We start from the raw sequence: 25,964 nt of genomic DNA, 5'->3' as shown, positions 1-25,964 counted from the left end.
TTTTATTGTTCTCATATTTTCAAAATACTAGTGAAAATACTTTAGCCTGTTAGCTTCGAATTATTTCTTTGCTTTTTTCGCTTTTGCTTCTGCTTTCACTTCTGGTGCGTCGATTACGTCAGCGTAAGCCGTACCGTAGTAAGAAGCGATTAATACTTCTTTAAGCTCTTTGATCAATGGGTAACGTGGGTTAGCACCTGTACATTGGTCATCAAACGCATCTTCAGCAATTGAATCCACTTTTGCCATGAATTCAGCTTCGTTAACGCCAGCCGCTTGAATTGACATTGGGATATCCAGTGCAATTTTAAGCTCTTCTAACCAACCAAGTAATGCATTAACTTTCGTTTCAGTATTACCTTCACGGTAACCTAAATGCTCTGCAATTTCAGCGTAACGAGCACGTGCTTTAGGACGGTCGTACTGAGAGAAAGCAGCTTGTTTAGTTGGGTTGTTAGTCGCATTAAAACGTACTGTGTTAGCAATTAATAACGCGTTAGCAAGACCGTGTGGAATGTGGAATTCTGCACCTAATTTATGCGCCATTGAGTGACACACACCTAGGAAAGACTGCGCAAAAGACATACCAGCGATTGTTGCTGCATTGTGTACTTTCTCACGAGCGATTGGATCTTTCTTACCGTTAGCGTAAGAGCTTGGTAAGTACTCTTTAAGCATCTTAAGTGATTGCAGAGCGTGACCGTCTGAGTATTCGTTTGCAAGAACAGAAACGTAAGCTTCTAATGCGTGAGTTACTGCATCGTAACCACCGAATGCACATAAAGACTTAGGCATATCCATTACAAGGTTAGCATCAACAACAGCCATGTTTGGCGTTAGTTCGTAATCTGCTAATGGGTATTTTTGACCCGTTTTTTCATCAGTTACAACAGCAAATGGTGTAACTTCAGAACCTGTACCAGAAGTCGTTGTGATACATACTAGTTCAGCTTTTTGACCCATTTTAGGGAACTTGTAAATACGTTTACGGATATCCATAAATCGCATAGATAGGTCTTCGAAATCAGTTTCTGGGTGCTCGTACATTACCCACATGATTTTCGCAGCATCCATTGGTGAACCACCACCAACCGCTAAGATAACATCAGGTTGGTAGCTTGCACATGCTTCAGCACCGGCTTTAACTACTGCTAATGTTGGATCTGCTTCTACTTCATGGAACACTTCAACTTCCATGCCTTTCTCTTTTAAGATTGAGCGTAGGTCATCGATGTAACCGTTGTTGAATAAGAAACGGTCAGTAACGATTAATGCACGTTTTTTACCTTCAAGGTCAGTCATTGCAATTGGTAAACAACCGCGACGGAAGTAGATAGATTTTGGTAGTTTATGCCACAACATATTTTCTGCTCGCTTAGCTACAATTTTCTTGTTGATAAGGTGCTTAGGACCTACGTTTTCAGAGATAGCGTTACCACCCCAAGAACCACAACCTAACGTTAGTGAAGGTGCTAATTCAAAGTTGTAAAGGTCACCGATACCACCTTGAGATGCTGGTGTATTCACAAGAATACGAGCAGTTTTCATTTTGTCACCGAAGTACGCGATACGCTCTTCGTTGTTATCTTGGTCAGTGTAAAGTACTGAAGTATGACCAACACCGCCTATGTCTAATACGATGCCCGCTTGACGCACTGCATCTTCAAAGTCTTTCGCTTTGAATAGACCTAATGTTGGAGATAGTTTCTCATGAGCAAATTCGTCATCCCATGAAGCTTCTAAGCCTTCACCGATAAGAATTTTAGTAGATGTAGGTACTTTAACATTTGCTAACTCAGCGATTTTGTATGCTGGTTGGCCAACGATGTTAGCGTTAAGTGCGCCATCAATAAGCAGTACTTTACGTACTTTATTTGCGTCTTCTTTGTTTAGAACAACCGCGCCGTATTTAGCGAAACGAGCTTTAACTTCATCGTAAATAGATTCAACAACGATTGCCGCTTGCTCAGAAGCACAAATAACACCGTTATCGAATGTTTTAGACATTAGGATAGAAGAAACAGCACGTTTGATATCAGCAGTTTCGTCGATAACTACAGGTGTATTACCCGCGCCAACACCGATTGCAGGTTTACCTGAAGAGTAAGCCGCTTTAACCATGCCTGGACCGCCAGTAGCAAGGATCATGTTGATGTCGTCATGTTTCATTAATGTATTTGACAATTCAACAGATGGTTGGTCAATCCAACCAATGATGTCTTTTGGTGCACCCGCTTTAATTGCTGCATCTAATACTACTTTAGCAGCGTAGTTAGTTGCATTTTTAGCGCGTGGGTGTGGAGAGAAGATACAACCGTTACGAGTTTTAAGACAGATTAACGCTTTAAAGATTGCTGTTGAAGTAGGGTTTGTCGTTGGAACGATTGCACAAACAATACCTAGAGGTTCAGCAATAGTGATTGTGCCGCCTTCATCGTTACGGTCGATGATGCCACACGTTAGCTCGTCTTTGTATTTATTATAAATAAACTCAGAAGCAAAGTGGTTTTTGATAACTTTATCTTCCATGATACCCATGCCAGATTCAGTTGCTGCCATTTTTGCTAGTTCAATACGAGCTGTTGAAGCTGCTAGAGACGCTGCACGGAAGATTTCATCAACTTTCTCTTGTGGAAAGTTCGCAAATTCTTTTTGCGCCGCTTTAACGCGTGCTACTAGAGCATCAAGTTCAGCTAAATTAGTTACAGGCATATTGTTTCTCCTAAAAATAAAAACTATAAAATTCATTAAAAACTATTTAGTAAGGATTCTGCTTTTTCATCCTTTTTTGCAGTTAAGCTCAACCAATTTTCGGGTAATCCTGCTTTAACTTCTTAGTAAATTGCTTTCAAAACTGATTATATTCTTTCACAATTTGAAAAGTATTGATTCAGATCAGTTATGAGAATTTATTTACCACTTTCGTCTTACTCCTAACGGATAGCACAGTATAAATACGATTTAGATCACATAGTTAACTCCATTTATGACCAACTTCAAAATGATAGCTAATGACAAAACTCTCATTACGAAAAATGTAAGTTGTAATAAAGTTACATAATCAAGGCCAAAAATGACAAATTATGGCGAAATCTTCGTGCCACTAAAGAGTAGTATATCTCCGCTCAGATTCACATCGTTTATGCATTAAATAAGTTGCTCTAGATCACTTAATTGTAAATATTACGACTCTTTTACCTTCTATAAAATAAATACGATTTAAACTTGTACTAGAGAGTAGACTGTTTTTTTATTATTCTTAATAAAAGAGAGCCCATCATTAAGTACAAAAATTAATCATGAATACAAAACGCCTTAAACATTATTTATATGCAACGATATTTGGCACACATACTAAAGGTGGGAAGCGATTTGACATCGCATTGATCGTACTAATCCTTACCTCTCAAGCAACATTAATCTTAGATTCGATAAGTTCAGTCAATGCCATATATGGTGAGTGGTTATGGCGATTAGAGTATATTTTTACTGCTATATTCACTATCGAATACATTTTACGATTGTATTGCTCACCAAAACCTAGCTCTTATGCGAAAAGTTTTTATGGTGTTATTGACCTTCTCGCAATACTACCAACTTATCTAGCATTGTTTTTTCCAAGCGCAAGCTACATCGCTATCATTCGTCTCTTACGTGTAATGAGAATATTTAGAATTTTGAAGTTAGTTCGCTACTTACAAGATTCCAACATTCTTTTACGCTCACTGTTGATGGCAAAAAGAAAAATCTTCATCTTTTTTAGTACTGTGGCTATTTTAGTTTCTGTATTTGGATCGCTAATGTTCGTTATTGAAGGGCCTGAAAATGGGTTTACTAGCATTCCCCAAAGCATCTATTGGGCAATTGTAACCATTACGACAGTGGGCTATGGTGATTTGGTTCCGCATACAGCACTGGGTAAAGCTGTAGCTTCATTGACAATGTTATTAGGTTATTCGATTCTTGCCGTACCAACTGGGATTATTACTGCAGAATTGAACCAAGAAATGAACGCGCACAGAGATCTAGTACGTTGTCCAAATTGTGTAAAAGGAGGGCATGAATCTGATGCAATGCATTGTAAACACTGTGGAAGTGAATTACCTGCACCTCATGATAGAGTGACGAGCGTAAAATAGAGGAAAAGCTTACAGCGTTCAAGACTCTGTAAGCATTGCGATAGTTTTATTCTGAATATAAGGTTAGAGAACCTTGTGATGTATTGTTTACAGAACCACTATTAAGAAACTTAGGTGCCGCAATAACGGCAAGTAGTATGAATACAGCAGCAAATGCTGCAAACTTAGTTAAAACTTGTCCCTTTGTTTTTTTCATCATACCACTTATCTAATTTACGAAATTGTCGATAATGTACTTGAGTTGCTGCTTATCGACAATTTTATAGATTTTTTTTGGGACCAATGTGGCATTAATATTCTCACCACTAAGATATTACTCTCAAAAAGGAGACGACGGGAAGTATTGTCACTTATTCTGATGATACGTTAACTCGGACGATATCTTCTTGCCCTTTTGAAAATTGCTTTTTAAGTTCTGCTTTTGATTTAAAACTAATTTCACCACCTTCCGCAACCGTCATATGTTGAGCTTCTTTATTATGCATTGATTGGTACAACATCATTGCTTGCATACAGGTACTTCTTTGCTCTTGAGATAACGGCGTACCATTATGCCACTTTCCTGTTTCGACAGCATATTGCAAATTTTGAAATACTTCTGGTGTCATCGATTCTAGTAATTTATTAATATCCATTGTTTATTCCCTATATTAGCAACTCAGAAACCATATCTTTTGATTAATGTTAGTCAACATACTGCCGATAAATTGGTGTAATAGATCACGTTTCCTCTTTTTCTTTCTATAGGATCATCATGCTTTTAACGACTCAACGATTTACCTTAGTGGCGCTTGCTACTCTTTTAGTATCAGGCTGTTTTGATTCAAAACCGACAACAGAACAATTATGTGAAGAGCATGCAAACTTACAGTGCCAACAATTAAATATGCGTGATGGCCAATGCTTGAACCAAAGAGAAGCTCTTATATTGAGTCGTTTTGAAGTATTAAAGAGTCAAAGTGATCTTGATAAATTAAACACAATTAAAGCAACGTATGAATATCAGCAATGCTTAACCTCCGCAGCACAAATTGAACCGATTACCGCTAAAGAGATTAAAACCAAACGCTCTGAAGCTCTACTTCATACTTATGATGCTATTGATGCTTTATCTTTAGAGCTTCAAACTTCTACAGAACCAAAGGTTCTTTTTTATCGCTGGACAACTGGAGATAAAAAAGCACTGCGTGAATTTTTACAATTAGAAGGAACGAAAGCATTAGAATCTGCCGAGTTACAATACGCACTTGCCACTTTTTATACGCAACGTGATGGGAATAAAACCATCCTAATTCTTAATCATTCATTAGAGTTACTAACAGAGAAAGATTATGAAAATGAATTACACTCAATAATCATTAAATCGCTTGCGAGTATTAACCATAAAGAAGGTAATAAAAAGCATGCGTATATTTGGGCTTTAGTAGGTAAAGAATTTCAACTACAAGTGGCTTCAGAAAAACAATTGGAGTTACTGTATCAATTTACAGCGGAAGAAAAAGAAACATTACTAAAAAGCAGTGAAACAATAACAAAAAGTATTGAAGCGCAAAACTTCCACCCCTCTTTACTACCAGTTCAAATAAAAAAGTAATTCAGAAGTAAAAAAGGAGCCTGTGCTCCTTTTTTACTGCATTAAAGCTAACCGATATTTCCACTGCTAGTTTTTCTTATTAAAATGTAGCGATACTGAATTAACACAAAAACGTTCACCCGTTGTCTTAGGGCCATCATTAAACACATGGCCTAAATGACTGTCGCATTGACGACAGCGGATCTCTGTTCTTTGCATTCCATGGCTATTATCCTCAATATATCGAATTGCCTGCTCGTTCGCTGGGGCATCAAAACTTGGCCAACCACATCCAGAATCGTATTTATTCTCAGAAACAAATAAAATAGTTTGGCAACAGGTACAGTTATAATCCCCTGTTGATTTATTATGTAACAGCTTTCCTGAAAAAGGTGCTTCAGTACCTTGTTTTCTACAAATATCAAACTCTTCTTGGGTCAAACTCTCTTGCCAATCTGCTTCTGTAAATTCTGAAAACTGTTTTGATTTGTCCATTTGAAATTCTACCCCCTAAGACTTATTTAAATTAAACCTTGCTTCTACTCACCTTTGTAGCACATAATTTGCTAAAGTAATTTTACAGCAACCTAGTAAAATGGCGTTAATAGTTATGTCACTATTTTTCATAACATGTCATTAAGGTTATTAAATGACCAGATTTTCTATAAATTACGTAAGAATTTTTCTTTATGTTAACAGAATATGGTCTATTTTTTGATTTTAAACAATATAAATGGCATTTTTACTTGCAGGTTGGCTCAGGATTTTGTAATTTTACTACCAGTTAATTTAAACCTGAAATTCAAATTTAAGTTGTGGAGCAACTATAATGACTATCAAAGTAGGTATTAACGGTTTTGGCCGTATTGGACGTTTTGTTTTCCGTGCATCTGTAGAGCGCAACGACATCGAAGTTGTTGGTATTAACGATCTTATCGACGTTGAATACATGGCTTACATGCTTAAGTACGATTCAACTCACGGCCGTTTCAACGGTACAGTTGAAGTTGTAGACGGTAACCTAGTAGTAAACGGCAAAACTGTACGTGTAACTGCTGAGCGTAACCCTGAAGATCTTAAGTGGGATGCAATCAATGTTGACGTTGTAGCTGAAGCTACTGGTCTTTTCCTAGACGACGAAACTGCTCGTAAGCACATCACTGCTGGCGCGAAAAAAGTAGTTCTAACTGGTCCTTCTAAAGACGCTACTCCAATGTTCGTAATGGGCGTTAACCACGCTTCTTACGCTGGTCAAGACATCGTTTCTAACGCTTCTTGTACTACTAACTGTCTAGCACCTGTTGCTAAAGTTCTTAACGACAAGTTCGGTATCGAATCTGGTCTTATGACTACAGTTCACGCTACTACAGCAACTCAAAAAACTGTAGATGGTCCTTCTGCTAAAGACTGGCGTGGTGGCCGTGGTGCTTCTCAAAACATCATCCCATCTTCAACTGGTGCTGCTAAAGCTGTAGGCGTTGTTCTTCCTGAACTAAACGGCCTTCTAACTGGTATGGCTTTCCGTGTACCAACTGCTAACGTTTCTGTAGTTGACCTAACAGTTAACCTAAAAACTGCTGCATCTTACGAAGCTATCTGTGCTGCTATGAAAGAAGCATCTGAAGGCGAGCTTGCTGGCGTTCTAGGTTACACAGACGAAGCTGTTGTTTCTCAAGACTTCATCGGCGAAACACAAACTTCAGTATTTGATGCTGCAGCTGGTGTTGCTCTAACTGACAAATTCGTTAAAGTTGTATCTTGGTACGACAACGAAATCGGTTACTCAAACAAAGTTCTTGACCTAATCGCTCACATCTCTAAGTAAGCATTAGTATAGACTTTCTTTGAAAGCTAACTTAAAAGGTTTTGTATCTTTTAAGAATGAAAGGCGACTTAATTGTCGCCTTTTTTGTACCTGTTATTTAAACAAAAGTACCTATTCCTTTTCTCGATCATTATTCCGTTATTCCTACCTGAAAAAGAATATGTATTTATTATTTTAGGAGTTATCCATGAACATTACTCACCTTCCAACCATCAGTGTGTTATCTGATAGCGTTACTATTGCTCAACTTGATGATGTTAAGATCGTACGCATTATTCATGACAAAGCAGAAGCGGCTATTTCATTACATGGTGGACATGTACTGTCTTTCACTCCAAAAGGCCAAGATGACCTTATCTGGATGAGTAAAGAAGCTATCTTTAACCCTGAAAAAGCCATTCGCGGTGGTGTACCTGTTTGCTGGCCTTGGTTTGGCCGTATCGCCAACCCTGCCCACGGCTTTGCTCGCAATAGTACTTGGACATTAATAGAACACCGTGAAAACGAAAATGGGGTGATGGTGGTTCTTGGTTTAGAAGCTTCAGAAGAAACCAAAGCTATTTGGCCATTTGAATTTGAAGCTCGCTTAACAGTAGAAATTGGCGATCAGCTAACGATTACTCTTGATGCAAAAAATACAGATGATAAAGCGTGGAACTGCTCAGGAGCATTACACACGTACCTAAATGTTGCTGATATTAACACCACAACAATTACCGGTATGGGATCAAGCTATATTGATGGCTTACTGGAAGGGAAAATATGTTCGGGCGGTGATACATTATCAATTAATGCGGCGGTTGACCGTGTTTACACTCAGCCAGAAAATACCGTCCTAATCTCTGATACACAACGTACATTGTCTGTTACTAATTCAGGGCACAATGCCGCGGTTATCTGGAATCCGTGGGCTGAAGGCGCTGAATCTATGGGTGACATGAACAATGATGGTTATCAAACGATGGTGTGTGTTGAATCAACCTATCATGCTGCAAGTCTAGAAACAGCTAAAGTAATTCAACCTAATGAATCATTTGTGTTAAGTACAACAATTAACGCTTAATCTTAAAGCCATAAACAAAAAACGGAAGCACTAAGGCTTCCGTTTTTTATATCATCTATTTTAATAGTAAGCAGATGCTGAAATTATCTTTCCCAGTACGACTCTTCTAACGAATCTTCACGCTCTGGTAAACCACGAGATAAACGTGGTGAATGTTGCGCTAATACTTCAAAGCTTACACGGTTTGAGTACTTACATACTTGAGAAAACGAAGAGTATGTTAGGTATGAGTGCTGATGCTTACTTGAATTAGGTACATTATTACGGTGATAATGGTTTGCTGCCATATCATGTAATAAAGCCGACAACGCACCATCGCCTGCCCCATTGGTATTCTTGATTTTTTCAGGGCCGCCCATGTATGGTGAGATATGGGAATACACCTTCATTGGATTTTCACAGCTGTCTTTAATTGCAGGACGGCTAAACTCAAATTGGTTAAATTCTGGAATAGTACCTGGAAGTAATGGTAATGAAGTCTCACGCTTCGCTTCATCCTCTGTATAACCTGCCATATAAAGCCCTACAGGGCCCGCGGTACATAATACAAGATCAACCCACTCAAGTGCTTTATCTGCTGCTTCTAGAGGATCTGATGCGCCTGTAAGGGCTTCACCTTCTTCTTCATTCATAGCAACAACGGTTACATGATCGTTTAAGAAATCACGCCAGTATTGTGGATCATCTTGAACCACAAATTTAGTACCCATGGTCAACACCACTGGTACATCATATTTTTTAGCGTACTCAATCGCTTTCATTGTTGCTTCTGGCATTGGATCACCATCTTTACAACGAACTAAATAAGCAGTCAGTACTAACGCAGATGCGTTTTTAAAGATTTTCTCTGGAATACTTTCTGAACGAAGCTGGTTCATATCGCCTTCGCTGATCGCAAACGTGCGTTCACCGTCTTGACTAATAAGTGCAAAACAGCGTCCAATCGCACCCGGAACAGGTTGAAGGTAGTTCAAATCCATTCGGCTAGACGTATTACATAAGTAGCGATATGAATAGCTACCAATATGAATGTCTTCACTCATCACACCTAACAGAGTTGATTTATCATCAGCGAGTACTGAATAGTTGTGAAGTGTATTACCAATCGTACCACCAGCGAATTCGTTGGTGATCATGTTGTTATCTTTAAGCTCATTATAAAGCATTTCCGCTTTATCATTATCGATAACCAGTGAGTGTCCTTTACTCAAGCCATACTTCTCAATAAAAGCATCGTCAATTCGAGCTTCAATATCCACTAACGTTTGATCAATACCGATAATGTGCGTACGCGACATTTTTTTGGTTTCTTGAGCTTGGCTAACTAATGGATCACGAGCGTGAACTGGAAAATAATGCTTGGATTTACGCTGACCTGGAAATTTCATAAAATAATCATTCAACTGGCTAATGGAAGAAGTGCGAAGTTTAGCCGCTCAATAACTCTGCCGCAACTACTGATATTAGCCTCAATGAAAGGCAAACGTTTGCTCTTTCTATTTGTTTATACTTCTAGCCTTACTAAGGCCATTCATGATAATTTATCTGTGTATTTTTTAAAGGTAACCACCATGACAACTGAACTAATTAGCTATGATGACGTAATCGAAGTCGCTTACGATATTTTCCTTGAAATGGCTCAAGACAACCTTGAACCAGCTGATGTTGCATTATTTACTCTACAATTTGATGATCGCGGCGCTGCTGAAGTTGTTGATACTCGTGATGATTGGGCTGGACACGTTGGCTTTGAAGTTAATGGCGAAGTATACACGGAAGTTCTCATTGGCTTAGTCAATGAAGAATCAGACGTATTGGATGATGTATTTGCTCGTATGCTAGTCAGCCGTGATCCTGAACACAAATTCTGCCACATGTTATGGAAACGTGATTAATTTTATCGTTCGTCTTTAACGACTAAGGAGCATTCATTTGCTCCTTTTTTATTATCCTCTCTCATTGAATCTCTTACTTTACACCCCCATTATTTCTTTATGCTCACAAACTGCTTATTGCAGAAAATAATAAAGGAATACCATGTCTCAATTTCAATCTAGATGCCCATCATGCAATGGACTCAACCGCCTTCCTATTGAACGCATTAATGACACGGCTACGTGTGGTCGCTGTAAAGAACACCTATTAGATGGAAAGCCGCTAGAAGGTACCACTGATAATCTTGCTGCTTTAATGAATAGTGATAAACCTGTTGTTATCGACTTCTGGGCCCCGTGGTGTAATCCATGCGTTGGATTCTCTCCGGTATTTGAAGACGTTGCTGCCGAACGCAATGGCCAAATTCGCTGTGTAAAAGTAAATACGGAAGCCCAACAACAAATTGCCGCACAATATCAGATCCGCTCTATCCCTACGATCATGGTCTTTAAGAATGGCCAACGTGTAGATATGATTAATGGTGCATTACCAAAAGGTCAATTTGATCAGTGGCTAAATCAAGCACTGCTTAAATAATGTAAATAGCAGACAAACAAAAGCCGCTGTATGACTTAACATACAGCGGCTTTTTAATGTTTATCTAGTCTATTTTATAGAACAGATTAACCGATGAATTCTACACCGTTCATGTACTTACGTAGTACTTCAGGGATAGCAATCTTACCATTAGCTTGTTGGAAGTTCTCTAGGATAGCAACCATTGTACGACCTACTGCAAGACCTGAACCGTTCAGTGTGTGAACTAATTCTGGTTTCTTCTCGCCTTGACGACGGAAACGCGCTTGCATACGACGAGCTTGGAAATCCCACATGTTTGAACAAGAAGAGATCTCACGGTACGTTTCTTGTGCTGGAACCCATACTTCTAAATCATAAGTTTTACGAGAACCGAAGCCCATATCACCTGTACAAAGTACTACTTTACGGTATGGAAGCTCTAGAAGTTGAAGTACTTTCTCAGCATGACCTGTTAGCTCTTCAAGCGCTGCCATTGAATCTTCTGGTTTCGTAATTTGAACTAATTCAACTTTGTCGAATTGGTGCATACGGATAAGGCCACGAGTATCACGACCGTAAGAACCCGCTTCAGAACGGAAACATGGTGTGTGAGCCGTCATTTTCAGAGGTAAATCAGCTTCTTCAGTAATTGTGTCACGAACCATATTTGTTACTGGAACTTCAGCTGTTGGGATAAGTGATAGCATCTTAAGAGGAACATCACTCACTTGCTCTGTTAATGGGCTTGTGTGGAATAGATCTTCACCAAACTTAGGTAATTGACCCGTACCATATAGGCTATCGTGGTTTACTAAGTAAGGTACGTACATTTCCATGTAACCGTGTTCTTCTGTATGAAGATCAAGCATGAATTGTGAAAGCGCACGGTGAAGACGCGCAAATTGACCTTTCATTACGATAAAACGAGAACCAGAGATTTTAACTGCGCTCGCAAAATCAAGGCCATCAGCCATTTCACCAAGCTCAACATGATCTTTTACTTCAAAGTCATACGCTAGAGGGTTACCCCAACGTAATACTTCTACGTTTTCTTCTTCATCTTTACCAAACGGTACTGAATCATCAGGAATGTTTGGAACAGACAAAGCGATAGTTTCGATTTGTTGTTGAAGATCTGCAAGTGCTACTTTTGCTTCATCTAATTCAGAGCCTAGGTTTGCAACGTCAGCCATAATGCGATCTGCTTCTTCGTGATCGCCCTTCGCTTTTGCTTGACCAATGGACTTCGAACGGGAATTACGCTGCGCTTGAAGCTCTTCAGTTTTAACTTGAAGGGACTTACGTTGTTCTTCAAGATTGCGAAGTGTCTCTACGTCTAGCTTAAAGCCACGACGTGCCAGTTTCTCTGCTGTTTCATCCAGCTCTGTACGAAGTAATTTTGAATCAAGCATTTGTAATCCTATGCCTTATGGTCATTGTGTATTCAAATAATACAGAACACACTGAGTAATAAAATTTTGTGCAATTTTCAGTTCCAAATTGCGATTCGAATAAGATACCGAAAATGATCTTTTATTGGTAGCGTTTTAAGGTGCTGTTTTGATCTAATTGGGCTAAATATTCTAGCTTTTCGCTAATTTTGGTTTCTAAGCCACGTTTTGTTGGAAAGTAGTACTTACGATCCTGCATTTCCGGTGGAAAATAATTCTCACCTGATGCATACGCATTTGGCTCATCATGAGCATAACGATAATCTGCGCCATAGCCCATGTCTTTCATTAATGATGTCGGGGCATTGCGTAAATGGTTTGGCACATCATAATCTGGTGAGTTAATGGCGTCCATTTGCGCTTGTTTCCATGCGGTATAAACGGCATTACTTTTAGGAGCACATGCCAAATAAACCACCGCTTGAGCAATCGCCCTTTCGCCTTCAGCAGGGCCAATGCGAGTAAAGCAATCCCACGCATTCATCGCAACTTCCATCGCTCGTGGGTCAGCATTGCCTATATCTTCAGAAGCTATTGCTAACAAACGACGCGCAACATAAAGTGGATCACCACCCGCAGCTATAATTCGCGCAGTCCAATAGAGTGCTGCATCCGGATTTGAACCACGAATGGATTTATGAACGGCTGAGATTAAGTCGTACCACATGTCCCCTTTATTATCGAAACGCGCCAGTTTTTCACCTGCCACTTCCGCTAATAAAGGTAAGTCCACCACTTTCTTACCGTCGTGATCTTCTTCTGCCATGTCATGCAGAAGCTCAAGATAATTGAGTGACATACGAGCATCACCCGACACCAAATTTGCCAGTTGTAATTTTACATCATCAGGAAGTACAAAATTATCATCATTTAAGCCGCGGTCTTTATCTAAAAGCGCTTGGTCTATTACCTGAACAATATCTTGTTTTTCTAATGATTTTAATTTGTAGACTCGCGCTCGCGATAACAATGCGTTATTGAGCTCAAAAGAAGGGTTTTCAGTCGTCGCGCCAATAAAGGTGATCGTGCCATCTTCGATATGTGGCAAAAAAGCATCTTGCTGACTTTTATTAAAGCGATGGACCTCATCCACAAACATAATGGTTCTTCTGCCTGTGATTTGGTTTTCTTTTGCTTTTTCAATTGCAGCTCGAATGTCTTTTACACCAGATGTGACTGCCGATACTCGCTCGACTTCAGCATTAGTATAATTAGCTGCTACTTCCGCTAATGTTGTTTTACCGGTACCAGGAGGCCCCCATAAAATCATTGAGTGGATCTGTCCGGCTTCTAACGCGCGACGCAATGGCTTACCAACGCCTAATAGATGCTGCTGACCAATGTATTGCTCAATATTTTGAGGGCGCATTCTAGCAGCAAGGGGACGAAAATCGTCCCCTGCTGAAAAATCTAAACTGAAGTTACTCACGTTTATCCTTTATCTTTCATTAGCGCTGATCATCGATATCAACGCCTTCTGGCACAGTAAAAGTGAAATTACTTTGTGCTGGTTTTTTCGCTTCAAATTTCGTAAAGCTAAAGTCACTACGTTGTCCATCTTGCTCTACAACAGAGAATCCAGTGACATTACCTGATGGCTGTATATTGACAATAAAGTCGCTTTTTACTGCTGAATCAGATTTTGGAGACACGGTGAACGCATCACCCTTTTGTGTCACAGAATAGTTATCCCAATCAGAAGACTTATTACGTGTTAATAATACAAATGGGGTCTGTGTTGTGGCTTTTTCAAGTCCCATTAAGGTTACTTGCTCAACAAATGGATTGTAATACCACAATGTTTCGCCATCAGTGACTAATAAATTCTCATCAGGCGTTTGAGTATGCCAGCGAAATAAATTAGGACGTAAGATCTTCACATCCCCTTCGCCTTGCATTAAAACATCCCCTTCTGGGCTCACTACTTTTTGAGTAAATACCGCTTCAAAGCCAGCATTTTGATTTAAACGCTCAGTCAATTCACTTTGAGGAGACGCCAAAACTGCTGCACTAAATACACTAGAACTTAATAAACACAGAGAAACTAAAAACTTTTTCATCAATAATTTTCACTTATCTAATAAAAATAATACTAATTCGATTAATCGCCACTGCCTACTGGAGGTGGCGCTATCACTTCACGGTTACCATTATGGCCCGGAGTACTAACAATGCCATGCGCTTCTAATTGTTCAACGATACGAGCGGCACGGTTATAACCAATTCTGAATTGACGTTGCACCCCAGAAACAGAGCCACGACGTGAAGTGGTTACAAACTCAACCACTTGATCAAACAATTGGTCTAGCTCTTCTTCGCCTTCTGGTTTCTCACCAGGAAGTAACGCTTCAGCACCTTGTTCGCTCTTAGTAATCGCATCAATGTAATTTGGACGACCACGCGCTTTCCAATCATTAACCACTGCATGTACGTCATCATCCGATGCAAAGGCACCGTGAACACGAACGGTATGGTTAGAACCCGGTGCTAAGTAAAGCATATCACCCATACCAAGTAGAGATTCAGCACCACCTTGGTCAAGAATAGTTCTTGAATCGGTTTTAGTTGATACCGTAAACGCAACACGTGTTGGAATGTTTGCTTTAATCAAACCAGTAATAACATCTACCGATGGGCGTTGAGTTGCCAAGATTAAGTGAATACCTGCTGCACGGGCTTTTTGAGCCAAACGAGCAATCAATTCTTCTACTTTCTTACCAACAACCATCATCAAGTCAGCAAACTCATCAACAATCACAATGATAGATGGCAGTTTTTCTAGCAATGGTGGCATTTCATCCATGCTGTCACCCGGTTTCCATAATGGATCATGAATTGGGTGCCCTGCTGCTGCTGCCATTTTCAATTTATCATTAAAGCCTTGTAGGTTACGAACCCCTAACGCTGACATTAATTTATAACGACGTTCCATTTCACCAACACACCAACGCAATGCATTACCTGCATCTTTCATGTCAGTCACAACTTCAGTCAATAGATGTGGGATTCCTTCATAAATAGAAAGTTCCAACATTTTTGGATCGATCATGATAAAACGTACATCTTCTGGGGTCGCTTTATAAAGCACACTCAAAATCATGACGTTTACACCAACCGATTTACCAGAGCCAGTTGTACCAGCAACCAGTACGTGAGGCATTTTAGCTAAATCAGCAATAACCGCTTCACCGGCAATATCAAGCCCCATAACAACGGTTGTTGGTGATTTTGCATTTTTAAATGTATCACTGCCAACCACATCAGAGAAAAATACCGTTTGACGATTAAAGTTAGGCAACTCTAGGCCAACATAAGGCTTACCTGGGATCACTTCAACAACACGCACTGCCATTGCCGATAAAGAACGCGCTAAATCGGTTGCTAAACCAGAAATACGGCTTACTTTTACACCAGGCGCTAAATCTAGCTCAAATCGTGTGATCACAGGACCAGGGAAGATATCCACCACTCGTGCTTTAATTTTGTAATCAGCCAGTTTTGCTTCAACCAAACGAGCGGTATGCTCTAGTGATTCTCGAGATTCCATTTCTGCACGGGTATCTGGAGCAAATAACAAATCCAAGGTTGGCATCGGAGATGTTGGTTTCGGTAAATTAGGCTCTGAGTTAACTAAGAACGGATTCTGTAGTGCCGCTTGCGTTGCCTTTTCTTTAGCAACTAATGCTTGGAACGCAGCAATATCCGCATCTGAATGCGTAGGCTCTTCTTCGACTGTTAGCTCTTCGTCTCTAGCGTCTTCAACTACCGCCTCTTCAATCGTAGCACTTCTCGCAGACAAATGAGGAAGCTCACTTTCTTCTATTTCAACAGTTTCAATCTCTTCTGTAGAAGAATCGAACGCATTAATGTGTAATTCATTAAGCGTTTCAGGTTGCACCTCTTCTACGGCGCTAAATGCAGGTAGCGTTTCTTCTTCTAATGCATTGAATGATTCTTCTTGTTTTAAGTCTTCAATTTCAACGTCTTGCTCAAGTGCAGAGAAACTCGATTCATTAGTAGTATCAATTCCCTCTTTCTCATCTAGGTTATCTTCAAGCTCAATAGAAGGATCAACGGATACCGCTCTGTCTGATATTTCCTCAAGATCATTATCAAATACTGGGTTCTCAAACTCATTTCCGTATTGTTCATTATATTGAGAACTCAATGACTCAAGTATACTCGCTTCAGAATCAGCAACCATTGCCGCTGAACTCACTGTGGCAACAGTAGCTGTAGGGAATGACTGCTCAGCGTTTACTTGACTTAATAACGGATCTTGGACTAATGCTTCATTATCCAGCTCTGCAATAGTCGCGTTACTGCGCATAGATAAATTAATACCATCTTCTAAGCTCTCAGGGACGATCTGCTCTTGTGGTGCCATAGCATAAACAGGTGCGTCTACAGAACTATAAATACTGTCAGTATCCGCACTTTCCATTTCTACGGCTGGTGTCGTTTCTGTCGACTCAACTATCGGTTCAGAAACAGATTCATTTGCTGTAGAGAATAGAGGATCATCAGAATAAGCGGTCTCTCTTTCAAAGTGGTCGACATGACTTGTTTGCACCTCCTGCGGAGCATTGACAAACATAGATAACTCACGAGAAGAAATTTTAGGTGTCTCAAATGAGTCTACCGCTTTCGAAAATTCAGCTTCATCCTCTTTCTCTTCATGACGATGTTCATGTTCGACTTGGTACGTTTCGTCTTCGGTTTTTCTCACTTTATTAACAATACTTCTGATCCCTTCTAATGCGAAACCACCAAGGTTATCAACAATAGTTAGCCAAGAGACCCCTGTGAATAGCGTCAAGCCAGCTCCCCACAAGAACATAAAGATAAGTGTTGAGCCAAGTAAATTCAAAATAGGCATTGTTATGCTTGTCAAGACATCGCCAACCACACCGCCTGATGAGAAATACCATAAATCATCAAAGCTTGTATCAGCTAATGCACAACTAGTTAAAAAGAGTATAAGTAAGCCTAGAATACGAGTTCCGATCATCATAAGATCTAACTCTTCTTTTTCCTCACGCTCTTTTTTACGAAAAGCTATCCAAGTGCAACCAAGTAAGATTACTGGTAGTAAATAGGCCAAAGACCCAAAGGCAAAGAAAAGCGTATCTGCTATCCACGCGCCAAATGACCCGCCTACGTTTTCTACGGTTCCAGTCCATGATGTTTGAGTCCATGATGGGTCTGCAGGATTAAAGCTAAATAAAGAAATAGTAATAAAAATCGTTGCTAGTAAGCCAACGATAAAACACGCTTCTTGCAAACGCTGATTACCATTCAATCGCTCTTTATCAGGCTCAGCAACCGCTTCAACTTTTAGTGTACTCAGCTGCATTTTTCTTTCTGAAATCTTTTCTTTAATCTTTGTAAACAAAATACTATCCAATGTTACTGTGCTTAGATTTAGTCATCCCTCTCACTATGGTGAATGCATTTAAGAGAAAAGAAGCAAGGATCACTAAATCTATAGAAATTAAAAACAAGTCGAGCGGCAGAACGCCGCTCGTCATTACTTAAAAGCGTATTAGATAGAATATACCTAATCGCCTTTAAGCTCTTCAAGATTTTGTAAATTAAAGAAAGAAAAATCTCTAATTTACTACCTTGATTCAATTAGCGAGTTTTAATCACTAAATGATTGGTTTGTTTTACTTCTTCCATTACCACATAAGTACGAGTGTCATTAACACCAGGAAGACGCAATAGTGTATCACCAAGTAAACGACGATAAGCACTCATATCTGATACACGAGTCTTTAAAAGGTAATCAAAATCACCAGAAACTAAGTGACACTCTTGAATATCATCTAGCAGTTGAACCGCTGTGTTAAATTGCTCGAACACATCAGGGGCACCACGATTAAGCGTGATTTCAACAAATACCAATAATGATGCATCAAGATATTGTGGATTCAACAAGGCAGTATAGCCATTGATGTATCCTTGACGCTCTAAACGACGAACACGCTCTAAACACGGAGTTGGCGACAGGCCTACTCTTTTAGATAATTCAACATTTGAAATTCGTCCATCTTTCTGGAGTTCATTTAAAATATTGCGATCGATACGATCCAGATCCTTGGAAGGTTTCTTATTATCTACCATTTTTTATTCCACCTTATTACTTCCTTGCAAAAAAATATACTACAACTTTTTAATATTTAGCATCAAATTTTGCTAATTACAAATTATACTAGTTAAAAATTCGAAACAAAAACCCTACAAGCAGTCAAAATAACTATTACATAAAAGGAAATCAGGATGATCATTGGCGTACCTAAAGAAATAAAAAATCATGAATACCGCGTTGGCATGATCCCAGCAAGTGTTCGCGAATTAATATCTCATGGCCATACCGTTTTTGTCGAAACAAAAGCAGGCTCTGGCATTGGTTTTACCGACGATGACTACATCGCGGTAGGCGCATCTATCCTTCCTACAGCTGAAGACGTTTTTGCTCAAGCTGACATGATTGTTAAAGTTAAAGAGCCACAAGCAATTGAACGAGCAATGCTACGTGAAGGGCAAATTTTATTCACGTATTTACATCTTGCACCAGATTTTCCACAAACTGAAGACCTAATTAAGAGTAAAGCTGTCTGCATCGCATATGAGACTGTAACAGATTATATGGGTCGTCTGCCACTATTAGCACCAATGTCTGAAGTTGCTGGGCGAATGTCTATTCAAGCAGGTGCCCAAACTCTTGAAAAATCGAATGGGGGCCGTGGTTTACTTTTAGGCGGTGTCCCTGGAGTTGAACCGGCAAAAGTCGTCGTCGTTGGCGGTGGTGTTGTTGGTGCTAATGCTGCACGAATGGCGGTTGGAATGCGTGCTGACGTGACGATTTTAGATCGTAACATTGATACACTTCGTTCTTTAGATGAAGAGTTCCAAGGCCGTGCCAAAGTGGTTTATTCGACCGTTGATGCAATTGAAAAACATGTATTAGAAGCTGATCTAGTTATTGGGGCGGTGCTTATTCCTGGGGCTGCAGCACCTAAACTGGTTACCGCAGATCATATTAAACGTATGAAACCTGGGGCAGCTGTTGTTGATGTTGCTATCGACCAAGGCGGTTGTTTCGAGACCTCTCATGCAACAACACACGCTGACCCTACCTACATTGTTGATGACGTGGTTCATTATTGTGTCGCCAATATGCCAGGGGCAGTTGCGCATACCTCTACTTTTGCGCTTAATAATGCAACCCTTCCATACATTATTAAGCTAGCAGATAAAGGCTACAAAGCTGCACTTCTTGAAGACAAAGGCTTCTTAGATGGCTTAAACGTTATCCACGGTAAAGTTACATGTAAAGAAGTCGCAGAGAGCTTTGATTTAGAATATGTCTCTCCAGAAACAGCACTTACCGCTTAAAAGACATATCCTATAACAAAATCATTTGAGGGCACCTACTATGGCGCCCTTTCTTTACGCCAATAAATTCCATACAATCATCTGATACTAAAGGATGATGAACACCTCTGTGCTCCCTACCCTTATTTTCTGTTTTCATTGATTTTAGCTCGGAGATCTTATGAGCAACGTAAAGCATTCTAAATTATTGATCCTTGGCTCTGGCCCTGCAGGCTACACAGCCGCAGTTTATGCCGCTCGAGCGAACCTTAATCCTGTGATGATCACAGGCATGCAACAAGGCGGACAGTTAACGACCACCACAGAAGTTGAAAACTGGCCAGGCGGCGCTGCAGATATGACAGGGCCTGGCTTAATGGAAGAGATGAAAACTCACGCAGAGCGTTTTAATACTGAAATTATTTTTGATCATATTAATGAAACCGATTTTAGCCAGCGCCCTTTTCGTTTGAAGGGTGATTCTGGCGAATATACATGTGATGCATTAATTATCTCTACAGGTGCATCTGCTAAGTATCTAGGCTTAGACTCAGAAGAAGCATTTAAAGGCCGTGGCGTTTCAGCTTGTGCTACCTGTGATGGTTTCTTCTACCGTAACCAAAAAGTGGCCGTTGTTGGTGGCGGTAATACCGCAGTTGAAGAGGCTCTGTACTTATCAAATATTGCGGCTGAAGTTCACCTAATTCACCGTCGTGATTCATTCCGTTCAGAGAAAATCTTAATTGATCGTCTAATGGATAAAGTTGAAAACGGTAACATCATCCTACATACCGATCGTACATTAGAAGAAGTACTCGGTGACGATATGGGTGTAACAGGCGTAAGATTAAAAGACACAAAATCAGACGTAACTGAAGACTTAGAAGTCATGGGCGCATTCATTGCTATCGGTCACCAACCAAATACCGCTATTTTCAATGGCCAACTTGATATGGAAAATGGCTATATCAAAGTAAAATCAGGCCTTGAAGGCAATGCTACTCAAACCAGCATTGAAGGAATTTTTGCTGCAGGCGATGTCATGGACCACAATTACCGCCAAGCAATTACCTCTGCCGGTACTGGTTGTATGGCAGCATTAGATGCAGAACGCTTTTTAGATGCGTTAGAAGCAAAAGAAAGTTAAACTATCTAAGTTAACGTTAAACCCGAAGCAAATACTTCGGGTTTCTTTTGCTCATCTTATTTTACTGATGTACATATGGTTTCTTATATTCAAATTATTAAAAAAGAAATCGTAACGTAGATAAAATAATACAAAACGTAAGCCTTCATATTATGGATAAAAATCAACAACGCGAGTTAGGACAATGGCTCAAAGGTCAGAGTAAACTTGCAAAAAAATGGCTAACCCTCTCTATTGGGCTTGGCTTTCTTTCTAGTCTTTTTCTCATAGCACAAGCGGCATTACTTGCTGACATCTTGCATCAACTTATCATTGAACAAGTTGATAAATATGAACTTATCCCCCACTTTGTTGCCATTCTTGCTATTGTTGCTATTCGTGCAGCCTGCAGTTGGGGCCGTGAAGTCGCAGGTTATCGTTGTGGCGAGCACATTCGCGTTCATATTCGTCAATTAATATTAGATAAACTGCAAGAATTAGGTCCTGCCTACATTAAAGGGAGACCGGCTGGCACTTGGGCAACACTATTGCTTGAACAAGTCGAAGATATGCAGGACTTTTTCTCTCGTTATCTTCCTCAGATGTCTTTATCTGTTTTAATTCCTTTTACTATTTTAATTGTTGTTTTCCCACAAAACTGGGCTGCTGGCTTAGTGTTCTTATTAACAGCACCATTAGTTCCCTTATTTATGGCGCTCGTTGGTATGGGAGCGGCAGATGCTAACCGTCGTAACTTTAAAGCACTGCAACGCCTATCAGGCCACTTTTATGATCGTCTACAATCGATGACGACCATTCGTTTATTCAATAAAACAAAACAAGAAACCGAGCATTTACACGGCGCATCTGAGATCTTCCGTAAACGAACGATGGAAGTATTAAGGCTGGCTTTCTTATCGTCAGCGGTATTGGAGTTCTTCACCTCTATTTCTATTGCTATCGTTGCGGTCTACTTTGGTTTTACCTTTATTGGTGAGTTAGATTTTGGACATTATGGAACCACAGTAACCTTATTTACTGGTTTATTTATCCTTATTCTTGCCCCCGAGTTTTACCAACCATTACGAGATTTAGGGACATTTTATCATGCCAAAGCACAGGCCATTGGTGCCGCAGAATCTCTGGTTGAATTCTTAAATACAGACACTAACACGCAAACAAATGGTGATAAGAAAGTGTCTGATTCAACAACGCTTGATATTCAAGTTACCGATCTCATCGTTACAACACATGATGGTAAAAGATTATTAGGCCCTATTAGCTTCCATTTGCTTGAAGCTTCTCAGACGGCTTTAGTTGGCCCAAGCGGCGCAGGTAAAACCAGTTTAATTAATGCCATATTGGGTTTCTTGCCTTATCAAGGTAGCATCAAAATTAATGGCACTGAACTGTCTGAACTAAATCAAAAACAATGGTATCAAGATATTAACTGGGTTGGTCAAAACCCAACCCTAGTTCATGGCACTATTGAAGAGAATATGACCTTAGGTAAACAAGGAATAACTCAAGAACAACTTGATTTAGCAAGCAAACAAGCCTTTGCTAATGAATTTATTGATGATCTTGGTTACCAGCACGCTATTTCAGATCGCTCTGGGGGATTATCTGTTGGGCAAGCTCAACGTTTAGCGTTAGCTCGTGCACTGTTACAACAAGGTCGTTTATGGATTTTAGATGAACCAACAGCCAGCCTTGATGCAAAAAGTGAACGTCTAGTTATGAAAAGCTTAGACGAAGCAACTCAAGGATTAACAACACTGATGATCAGTCATCGCCTAGACCAATTGCACGCAATGGATACGGTGCTAGTTATGGATAAAGGCCAAGTGGTTCAATCTGGCTCATTTGATGAAATTAAAGACTCCGGCTTATTTGCAACGATGCTTGCCGCAAAACAACCAAAGCAAGGTGATCTTGATGCGTGATTTACTGCCTTATATTAAATTATATAAAAAACACTGGTTCGGCCTAACTTTAGGTATGCTACTTAGCTTTGCTACTTTGTTTGCATCAATAGGCTTATTAACGCTTTCTGGTTGGTTTATTTCAGCCTCAGCGATTGCTGGATTAACCATCGCTCGTGAAACCTTTAATTACATGTTACCTGCAGGCGCTGTACGTGGTTTCTCTATTGGTCGAACAGCAGGACGCTGGGGTGAACGAGTAGTAAGCCATAATGCGACCTTTAAGCTCCTAACTGAACTGCGTATTTTCTTCTTTAAAAAGTTAATACCACTCATTCCTGGCCGCTTTTCAAAGCTGCGTGATGCCGACTTATTAAACCGTCTCGTAGCAGATGTAGATGCGATGGATCATGTCTACCTACGACTTATCAGCCCTATAATTGTGGGTACATTAGGCATTATTGGCTTAACCGCTTTTCTTGCGTGGTTTGATGTCACTATTGCTCTTACCCTTGGTGCTATCTTATTTGCGCTGCTCCTTATCTGGCCAACCCTGTTTTATAAACTAGGTAAACAAAACGGTGCAGATCTGACACACAATAAAGCCACCTTAAGAATTAAAACCTTAGATTGGCTTCAGGGTAACGCTGAACTGCGTATCTTTGGTGCTGAAGAGCAATACCAACAACGTATTTTAGATGCTCAAGTCGCACTGCTATCAAATCAACGTCACATGGCAACGTTGACTGGCTTAGCAAATGGATTATTGCTTTTAGCTAATGGCTGGACTCTACTGCTAATGTTGTGGATCTCTGCCGATGGTATTGCCGGTATGACACCAGACCCAATGGTCGCAATGGTTGCCTTTGCAACGATGGCAAGCTTTGAATTATTGATGCCAATTGCTGGTGCTTTTCAATATCTAGGACAAACGTTAAGCTCTGCTCGTCGATTAAATGAAATTATCACAGCAGAACCTGATACTGTTTTTGATGACAATGGCGTGACTCAAGAGATAAAAGGTAATTTAACGATTTCAGATGTAAGTTACCAATACCTAGATGCTGATACCGATGCGATTAAACACATTTCATTAGATTTACTGGCCGGCCAAAAAATGGCAATTGTCGGCCAAACGGGATCAGGAAAATCAACCCTTCTTCAATTATTGACTCGTCAATGGGACCCAAAATCAGGGTCAATTTATATTGATGGTGTTCAACTACCTAAGTGGAAAGAATCAAGCTTACGTAGTGCAATGTCGGTTGTTAGCCAACGTGTTGATATTCTTAATGGTTCATTAAGAGATAATCTTTTACTTGCCAACGATACCGCAAGCGATGAAGAGTTAATTAAGACACTAAGTAAAGTTGGCCTAGACGATCTTACTCCTGACGAAGGCTTAAATACGTGGCTTGGCGACGGTGGCCGTCAACTTTCTGGTGGTGAGCGCCGTCGAGTAGGTATTGCACGCGCATTACTGCACAATGCTCCTATTGTTTTATTGGATGAGCCAACCGAGGGGTTAGATCAGAAAACAGAACAACAAATCATGTCAGTTTTAAATGAGCACATTAAAGATAAGACGGTTGTCTTTATTACTCACCGTTTAGTGAACCTTGAGCAAATGGATAATATCTGTTTAATGGACCACGGTGAAATTGTAGAGCAAGGCACACACAGTACACTGCTATCGCTGAAAGGCGCATACCATCAATTGTGGCAACGTTTTTAAACAATACTGACACCAGTTTGCTGATATAACTAAAATAAAAAAACCGATACTGAACAAACAGTATCGGCTTTTAATTATAAAGAACTTAAGCAATAAAATTACGCGTGTTTTGCCTCAAACGCCTTCATAAATTCAACTAACGCTTGCACACCTTCTAATGGCATTGCGTTATAAATTGATGCTCGCATTCCACCTACTACTCTATGCCCTTTCAATGCTTTCAAGCCAGCCTCATCTGCCAGCGACAAAAATTGTGCATCTAACTCAGGATTTGCTAATTGGAATGGTACATTCATTAGAGAACGATTATCTGCATGAACATCATTACGATAGAAGTCTGATTGGTCAATATAATCGTATAAAGCGGCCGCTTTCTTACGGTTATGTGCTTCCATCGCTTCAATTCCACCATTCGCTTTTAGCCATTTAAAAACTAAACCAGCAAGGTACCAAGCATACGTTGGAGGTGTATTGAACATCGATTCTTGTTTCGCCAATACGCCGTAATTTAATACACTAGGGAGCGCGTCAGCTGCTAATTCCAGTAAATCATCACGGACAATAACAATCGTTAAACCAGCAGGGCCAATATTCTTTTGTGCACCAGCGTAGATCACACCGTATTTTGATACATCAATTTGACGCGACAAAATCGTAGACGACATATCAGCAACAATTGGTTTATCTGTTACTGGTAAATCATTAATCTCAATGCCATCAATCGTTTCATTTGGACAAAAATGCACATAAGCAGCATCATCACTTAATGTCCATTCAGCGGCAGGTTGAACCGCTTTTTTACCATCAACATTAATAATGGCTTCGATTACATTAGGTGAACAATATTTTTTTGCCTCAGTTACCGCACTTTGCGCCCAATAACCCGCATCGACGTAATCTGCTTTTGTATTACCATCAAGTAAGTTTAGTGGAACAGCTGCAAACTGTGCTCGCGCACCACCTTGGCAAAACAGCACTTTATAATTATCAGGGATTGATAATAAATCACGTAGATCCTGCTCAGACTCTTCCGCAACTTTAATAAACTCTTTGCTGCGGTGGCTAATCTCCATCACTGAAGTGCCTAAACCGTTCCAATTCACCAATTCCTTTTGAGCTTGGGCTAGAACGTCTACTGGCAGCATTGCTGGACCAGCACAAAAGTTAAATACTTTTTCCATGTTTCTCGAAGGCTCCTGCTATCTATAATAAATTGAATTTCTAAATATTGATGTAGAAATTAATACCACCTTTTGTTCCACAAAGAAATCATAAAGTGATCTAATTCACTAA

20 protein-coding genes and 2 pseudogenes are annotated in these 25,964 nt (G+C 40.0%); 10 read left to right on the top strand and 12 right to left on the bottom strand.

Annotated elements, in window-relative coordinates; genetic code table 11:
• Nucleotides 1-60: 60 nt before the first annotated feature.
• The gene (adhE, locus tag PVK63_RS00860; RefSeq protein WP_130048410.1) at nucleotides 61-2,712 is read right to left on the bottom strand and encodes a bifunctional acetaldehyde-CoA/alcohol dehydrogenase; all 2,652 of its coding nucleotides are present in this window, start codon (nucleotides 2,710-2,712) and stop codon (nucleotides 61-63) included.
• 587 nt (nucleotides 2,713-3,299) lie between these two features.
• Here adhE and PVK63_RS00855 point away from each other — a divergent pair.
• Complete coding sequence (locus tag PVK63_RS00855; protein ID WP_165367190.1) at nucleotides 3,300-4,139, top strand: ion transporter; 840 nt, start codon at nucleotides 3,300-3,302, stop codon at nucleotides 4,137-4,139.
• Nucleotides 4,140-4,185: 46 nt separating this feature from the next.
• On the opposite strand, the gene PVK63_RS00850 is transcribed toward PVK63_RS00855, so the two are convergent.
• Both PVK63_RS00850 and PVK63_RS00845 read right to left on the bottom strand, forming a co-directional pair.
• Nucleotides 4,186-4,338 carry a hypothetical protein gene (locus PVK63_RS00850; RefSeq protein WP_165367189.1) on the bottom strand — a complete coding sequence of 51 codons (153 nt, stop codon included), beginning with the start codon at nucleotides 4,336-4,338 and terminating at the stop codon, nucleotides 4,186-4,188.
• 151 nt (nucleotides 4,339-4,489) lie between these two features.
• Nucleotides 4,490-4,774, bottom strand: coding sequence for a YeaC family protein (locus PVK63_RS00845; protein ID WP_130048408.1), 285 nt, complete (start codon nucleotides 4,772-4,774; stop codon nucleotides 4,490-4,492).
• 119 nt (nucleotides 4,775-4,893) lie between these two features.
• On the opposite strand from PVK63_RS00845, the gene PVK63_RS00840 reads away from it, so the two are divergent.
• Nucleotides 4,894-5,733, top strand: a complete 840-nt coding sequence (locus PVK63_RS00840; protein ID WP_130086667.1) for a DUF2989 domain-containing protein — start codon at nucleotides 4,894-4,896, stop codon at nucleotides 5,731-5,733.
• 66 nt (nucleotides 5,734-5,799) lie between these two features.
• Here PVK63_RS00840 and msrB read toward each other — a convergent pair whose 3' ends face one another.
• Nucleotides 5,800-6,207 carry a peptide-methionine (R)-S-oxide reductase MsrB gene (msrB, locus tag PVK63_RS00835; protein WP_130086666.1) on the bottom strand — a complete coding sequence of 136 codons (408 nt, stop codon included), beginning with the start codon at nucleotides 6,205-6,207 and terminating at the stop codon, nucleotides 5,800-5,802.
• Nucleotides 6,208-6,541: 334 nt separating this feature from the next.
• On the opposite strand from msrB, the gene gap reads away from it, so the two are divergent.
• Nucleotides 6,542-7,537, top strand: a complete 996-nt coding sequence (gap, locus tag PVK63_RS00830) for a type I glyceraldehyde-3-phosphate dehydrogenase (RefSeq protein ID WP_130043206.1) — start codon at nucleotides 6,542-6,544, stop codon at nucleotides 7,535-7,537.
• Between the two features lie 187 nt (nucleotides 7,538-7,724).
• Nucleotides 7,725-8,600 carry a D-hexose-6-phosphate mutarotase gene (locus PVK63_RS00825; RefSeq protein ID WP_130086665.1) on the top strand — a complete coding sequence of 292 codons (876 nt, stop codon included), beginning with the start codon at nucleotides 7,725-7,727 and terminating at the stop codon, nucleotides 8,598-8,600.
• Between the two features lie 83 nt (nucleotides 8,601-8,683).
• Here PVK63_RS00825 and PVK63_RS00820 read toward each other — a convergent pair whose 3' ends face one another.
• A complete protein-coding gene (locus PVK63_RS00820) occupies nucleotides 8,684-9,988 on the bottom strand; it encodes an inosine/guanosine kinase (RefSeq protein WP_130048404.1) in 1,305 nt (434 codons plus the stop codon).
• A 183-nt stretch (nucleotides 9,989-10,171) separates the two neighbouring features.
• On the opposite strand from PVK63_RS00820, the gene PVK63_RS00815 reads away from it, so the two are divergent.
• Both PVK63_RS00815 and trxC read left to right on the top strand, forming a co-directional pair.
• A complete protein-coding gene (locus PVK63_RS00815) occupies nucleotides 10,172-10,495 on the top strand; it encodes an HI1450 family dsDNA-mimic protein (RefSeq protein ID WP_130086664.1) in 324 nt (107 codons plus the stop codon).
• 142 nt (nucleotides 10,496-10,637) lie between these two features.
• Entirely contained in the window at nucleotides 10,638-11,072 is a 435-nt protein-coding gene (gene trxC / locus PVK63_RS00810; RefSeq protein WP_130048403.1) for a thioredoxin TrxC, read from the top strand.
• Between the two features lie 86 nt (nucleotides 11,073-11,158).
• Here the strand turns inward: trxC and serS are convergent, their stop codons facing one another.
• The 6 genes and pseudogenes from serS to lrp form a co-directional block, all read right to left on the bottom strand.
• Nucleotides 11,159-12,466, bottom strand: a complete 1,308-nt coding sequence (gene serS, locus PVK63_RS00805) for a serine--tRNA ligase (RefSeq protein ID WP_130086663.1) — start codon at nucleotides 12,464-12,466, stop codon at nucleotides 11,159-11,161.
• 121 nt (nucleotides 12,467-12,587) lie between these two features.
• Nucleotides 12,588-13,934, bottom strand: a complete 1,347-nt coding sequence (locus tag PVK63_RS00800) for a replication-associated recombination protein A (protein WP_130048402.1) — start codon at nucleotides 13,932-13,934, stop codon at nucleotides 12,588-12,590.
• 19 nt (nucleotides 13,935-13,953) lie between these two features.
• Nucleotides 13,954-14,565, bottom strand: a complete 612-nt coding sequence (gene lolA, locus PVK63_RS00795; protein ID WP_130086662.1) for an outer membrane lipoprotein chaperone LolA — start codon at nucleotides 14,563-14,565, stop codon at nucleotides 13,954-13,956.
• Between the two features lie 41 nt (nucleotides 14,566-14,606).
• Nucleotides 14,607-16,169: pseudogene (locus PVK63_RS20000) on the bottom strand (DNA translocase FtsK); the annotation flags it as partial.
• 584 nt (nucleotides 16,170-16,753) lie between these two features.
• Nucleotides 16,754-17,912 (bottom strand): annotated as a pseudogene (locus PVK63_RS19995) (DNA translocase FtsK 4TM domain-containing protein); the annotation flags it as partial.
• 227 nt (nucleotides 17,913-18,139) lie between these two features.
• Nucleotides 18,140-18,631: a leucine-responsive transcriptional regulator Lrp gene (gene lrp / locus PVK63_RS00785; protein ID WP_130043199.1), complete on the bottom strand. Its 492-nt coding sequence runs from the start codon at nucleotides 18,629-18,631 to the stop codon at nucleotides 18,140-18,142.
• A 156-nt stretch (nucleotides 18,632-18,787) separates the two neighbouring features.
• Between lrp and ald the strand changes: the two genes are divergently transcribed.
• The 4 genes from ald (at nucleotide 18,788) to cydC (ending at nucleotide 24,671) form a co-directional block, all read left to right on the top strand.
• Nucleotides 18,788-19,906 carry an alanine dehydrogenase gene (gene ald / locus PVK63_RS00780; protein ID WP_130086660.1) on the top strand — a complete coding sequence of 373 codons (1,119 nt, stop codon included), beginning with the start codon at nucleotides 18,788-18,790 and terminating at the stop codon, nucleotides 19,904-19,906.
• Nucleotides 19,907-20,066: 160 nt separating this feature from the next.
• A complete protein-coding gene (gene trxB / locus PVK63_RS00775; RefSeq protein ID WP_130086659.1) occupies nucleotides 20,067-21,032 on the top strand; it encodes a thioredoxin-disulfide reductase in 966 nt (321 codons plus the stop codon).
• Between the two features lie 152 nt (nucleotides 21,033-21,184).
• The gene (gene cydD / locus PVK63_RS00770) at nucleotides 21,185-22,957 is read left to right on the top strand and encodes a heme ABC transporter permease/ATP-binding protein CydD (protein ID WP_130086658.1); all 1,773 of its coding nucleotides are present in this window, start codon (nucleotides 21,185-21,187) and stop codon (nucleotides 22,955-22,957) included.
• Nucleotides 22,950-24,671 (top strand): heme ABC transporter ATP-binding protein/permease CydC, encoded by a 1,722-nt coding sequence (cydC, locus tag PVK63_RS00765; protein WP_130086657.1) that lies wholly within the window; start codon nucleotides 22,950-22,952, stop codon nucleotides 24,669-24,671. The genes cydD and cydC overlap by 8 nt, the downstream gene beginning before the upstream one ends.
• A 98-nt stretch (nucleotides 24,672-24,769) precedes the next feature.
• On the opposite strand, the gene serC is transcribed toward cydC, so the two are convergent.
• Complete coding sequence (gene serC, locus PVK63_RS00760; protein ID WP_130086656.1) at nucleotides 24,770-25,852, bottom strand: 3-phosphoserine/phosphohydroxythreonine transaminase; 1,083 nt, start codon at nucleotides 25,850-25,852, stop codon at nucleotides 24,770-24,772.
• Between the last annotated feature and the right edge of the window lie 112 nt (nucleotides 25,853-25,964).

This window comes from Aliivibrio sp. S2TY2 (assembly GCF_028765525.1).
Taxonomy (GTDB): Bacteria; Pseudomonadota; Gammaproteobacteria; order Enterobacterales; family Vibrionaceae; genus Aliivibrio; species Aliivibrio finisterrensis_A.
This window is presented reverse-complemented; position numbering and strand designations above follow the sequence as displayed.

Excerpts from the sequence above, each read along its gene's own strand:
- serS (WP_130086663.1), bottom strand. The coding sequence starts at position 12,466 with ATGCTTGATTCAAAATTACTTCGTACAGAGCTGGATGAAACAGCAGAG.
- trxC (WP_130048403.1), top strand. The coding sequence starts at position 10,638 with ATGTCTCAATTTCAATCTAGATGCCCATCATGCAATGGACTCAACCGC.
- ald (WP_130086660.1), top strand. The coding sequence starts at position 18,788 with ATGATCATTGGCGTACCTAAAGAAATAAAAAATCATGAATACCGCGTT.
- serC (WP_130086656.1), bottom strand. The coding sequence starts at position 25,852 with ATGGAAAAAGTATTTAACTTTTGTGCTGGTCCAGCAATGCTGCCAGTA.
- trxB (WP_130086659.1), top strand. The coding sequence starts at position 20,067 with ATGAGCAACGTAAAGCATTCTAAATTATTGATCCTTGGCTCTGGCCCT.
- lolA (WP_130086662.1), bottom strand. The coding sequence starts at position 14,565 with ATGAAAAAGTTTTTAGTTTCTCTGTGTTTATTAAGTTCTAGTGTATTT.
- cydC (WP_130086657.1), top strand. The coding sequence starts at position 22,950 with ATGCGTGATTTACTGCCTTATATTAAATTATATAAAAAACACTGGTTC.
- cydD (WP_130086658.1), top strand. The coding sequence starts at position 21,185 with ATGGATAAAAATCAACAACGCGAGTTAGGACAATGGCTCAAAGGTCAG.
- adhE (WP_130048410.1), bottom strand. The coding sequence starts at position 2,712 with ATGCCTGTAACTAATTTAGCTGAACTTGATGCTCTAGTAGCACGCGTT.
- PVK63_RS00850 (WP_165367189.1), bottom strand. The coding sequence starts at position 4,338 with ATGATGAAAAAAACAAAGGGACAAGTTTTAACTAAGTTTGCAGCATTT.
- PVK63_RS00820 (WP_130048404.1), bottom strand. The coding sequence starts at position 9,988 with ATGAAATTTCCAGGTCAGCGTAAATCCAAGCATTATTTTCCAGTTCAC.
- PVK63_RS00815 (WP_130086664.1), top strand. The coding sequence starts at position 10,172 with ATGACAACTGAACTAATTAGCTATGATGACGTAATCGAAGTCGCTTAC.
- PVK63_RS00855 (WP_165367190.1), top strand. The coding sequence starts at position 3,300 with ATGAATACAAAACGCCTTAAACATTATTTATATGCAACGATATTTGGC.
- lrp (WP_130043199.1), bottom strand. The coding sequence starts at position 18,631 with ATGGTAGATAATAAGAAACCTTCCAAGGATCTGGATCGTATCGATCGC.
- PVK63_RS00825 (WP_130086665.1), top strand. The coding sequence starts at position 7,725 with ATGAACATTACTCACCTTCCAACCATCAGTGTGTTATCTGATAGCGTT.
- PVK63_RS00840 (WP_130086667.1), top strand. The coding sequence starts at position 4,894 with ATGCTTTTAACGACTCAACGATTTACCTTAGTGGCGCTTGCTACTCTT.
- PVK63_RS00845 (WP_130048408.1), bottom strand. The coding sequence starts at position 4,774 with ATGGATATTAATAAATTACTAGAATCGATGACACCAGAAGTATTTCAA.
- msrB (WP_130086666.1), bottom strand. The coding sequence starts at position 6,207 with ATGGACAAATCAAAACAGTTTTCAGAATTTACAGAAGCAGATTGGCAA.
- gap (WP_130043206.1), top strand. The coding sequence starts at position 6,542 with ATGACTATCAAAGTAGGTATTAACGGTTTTGGCCGTATTGGACGTTTT.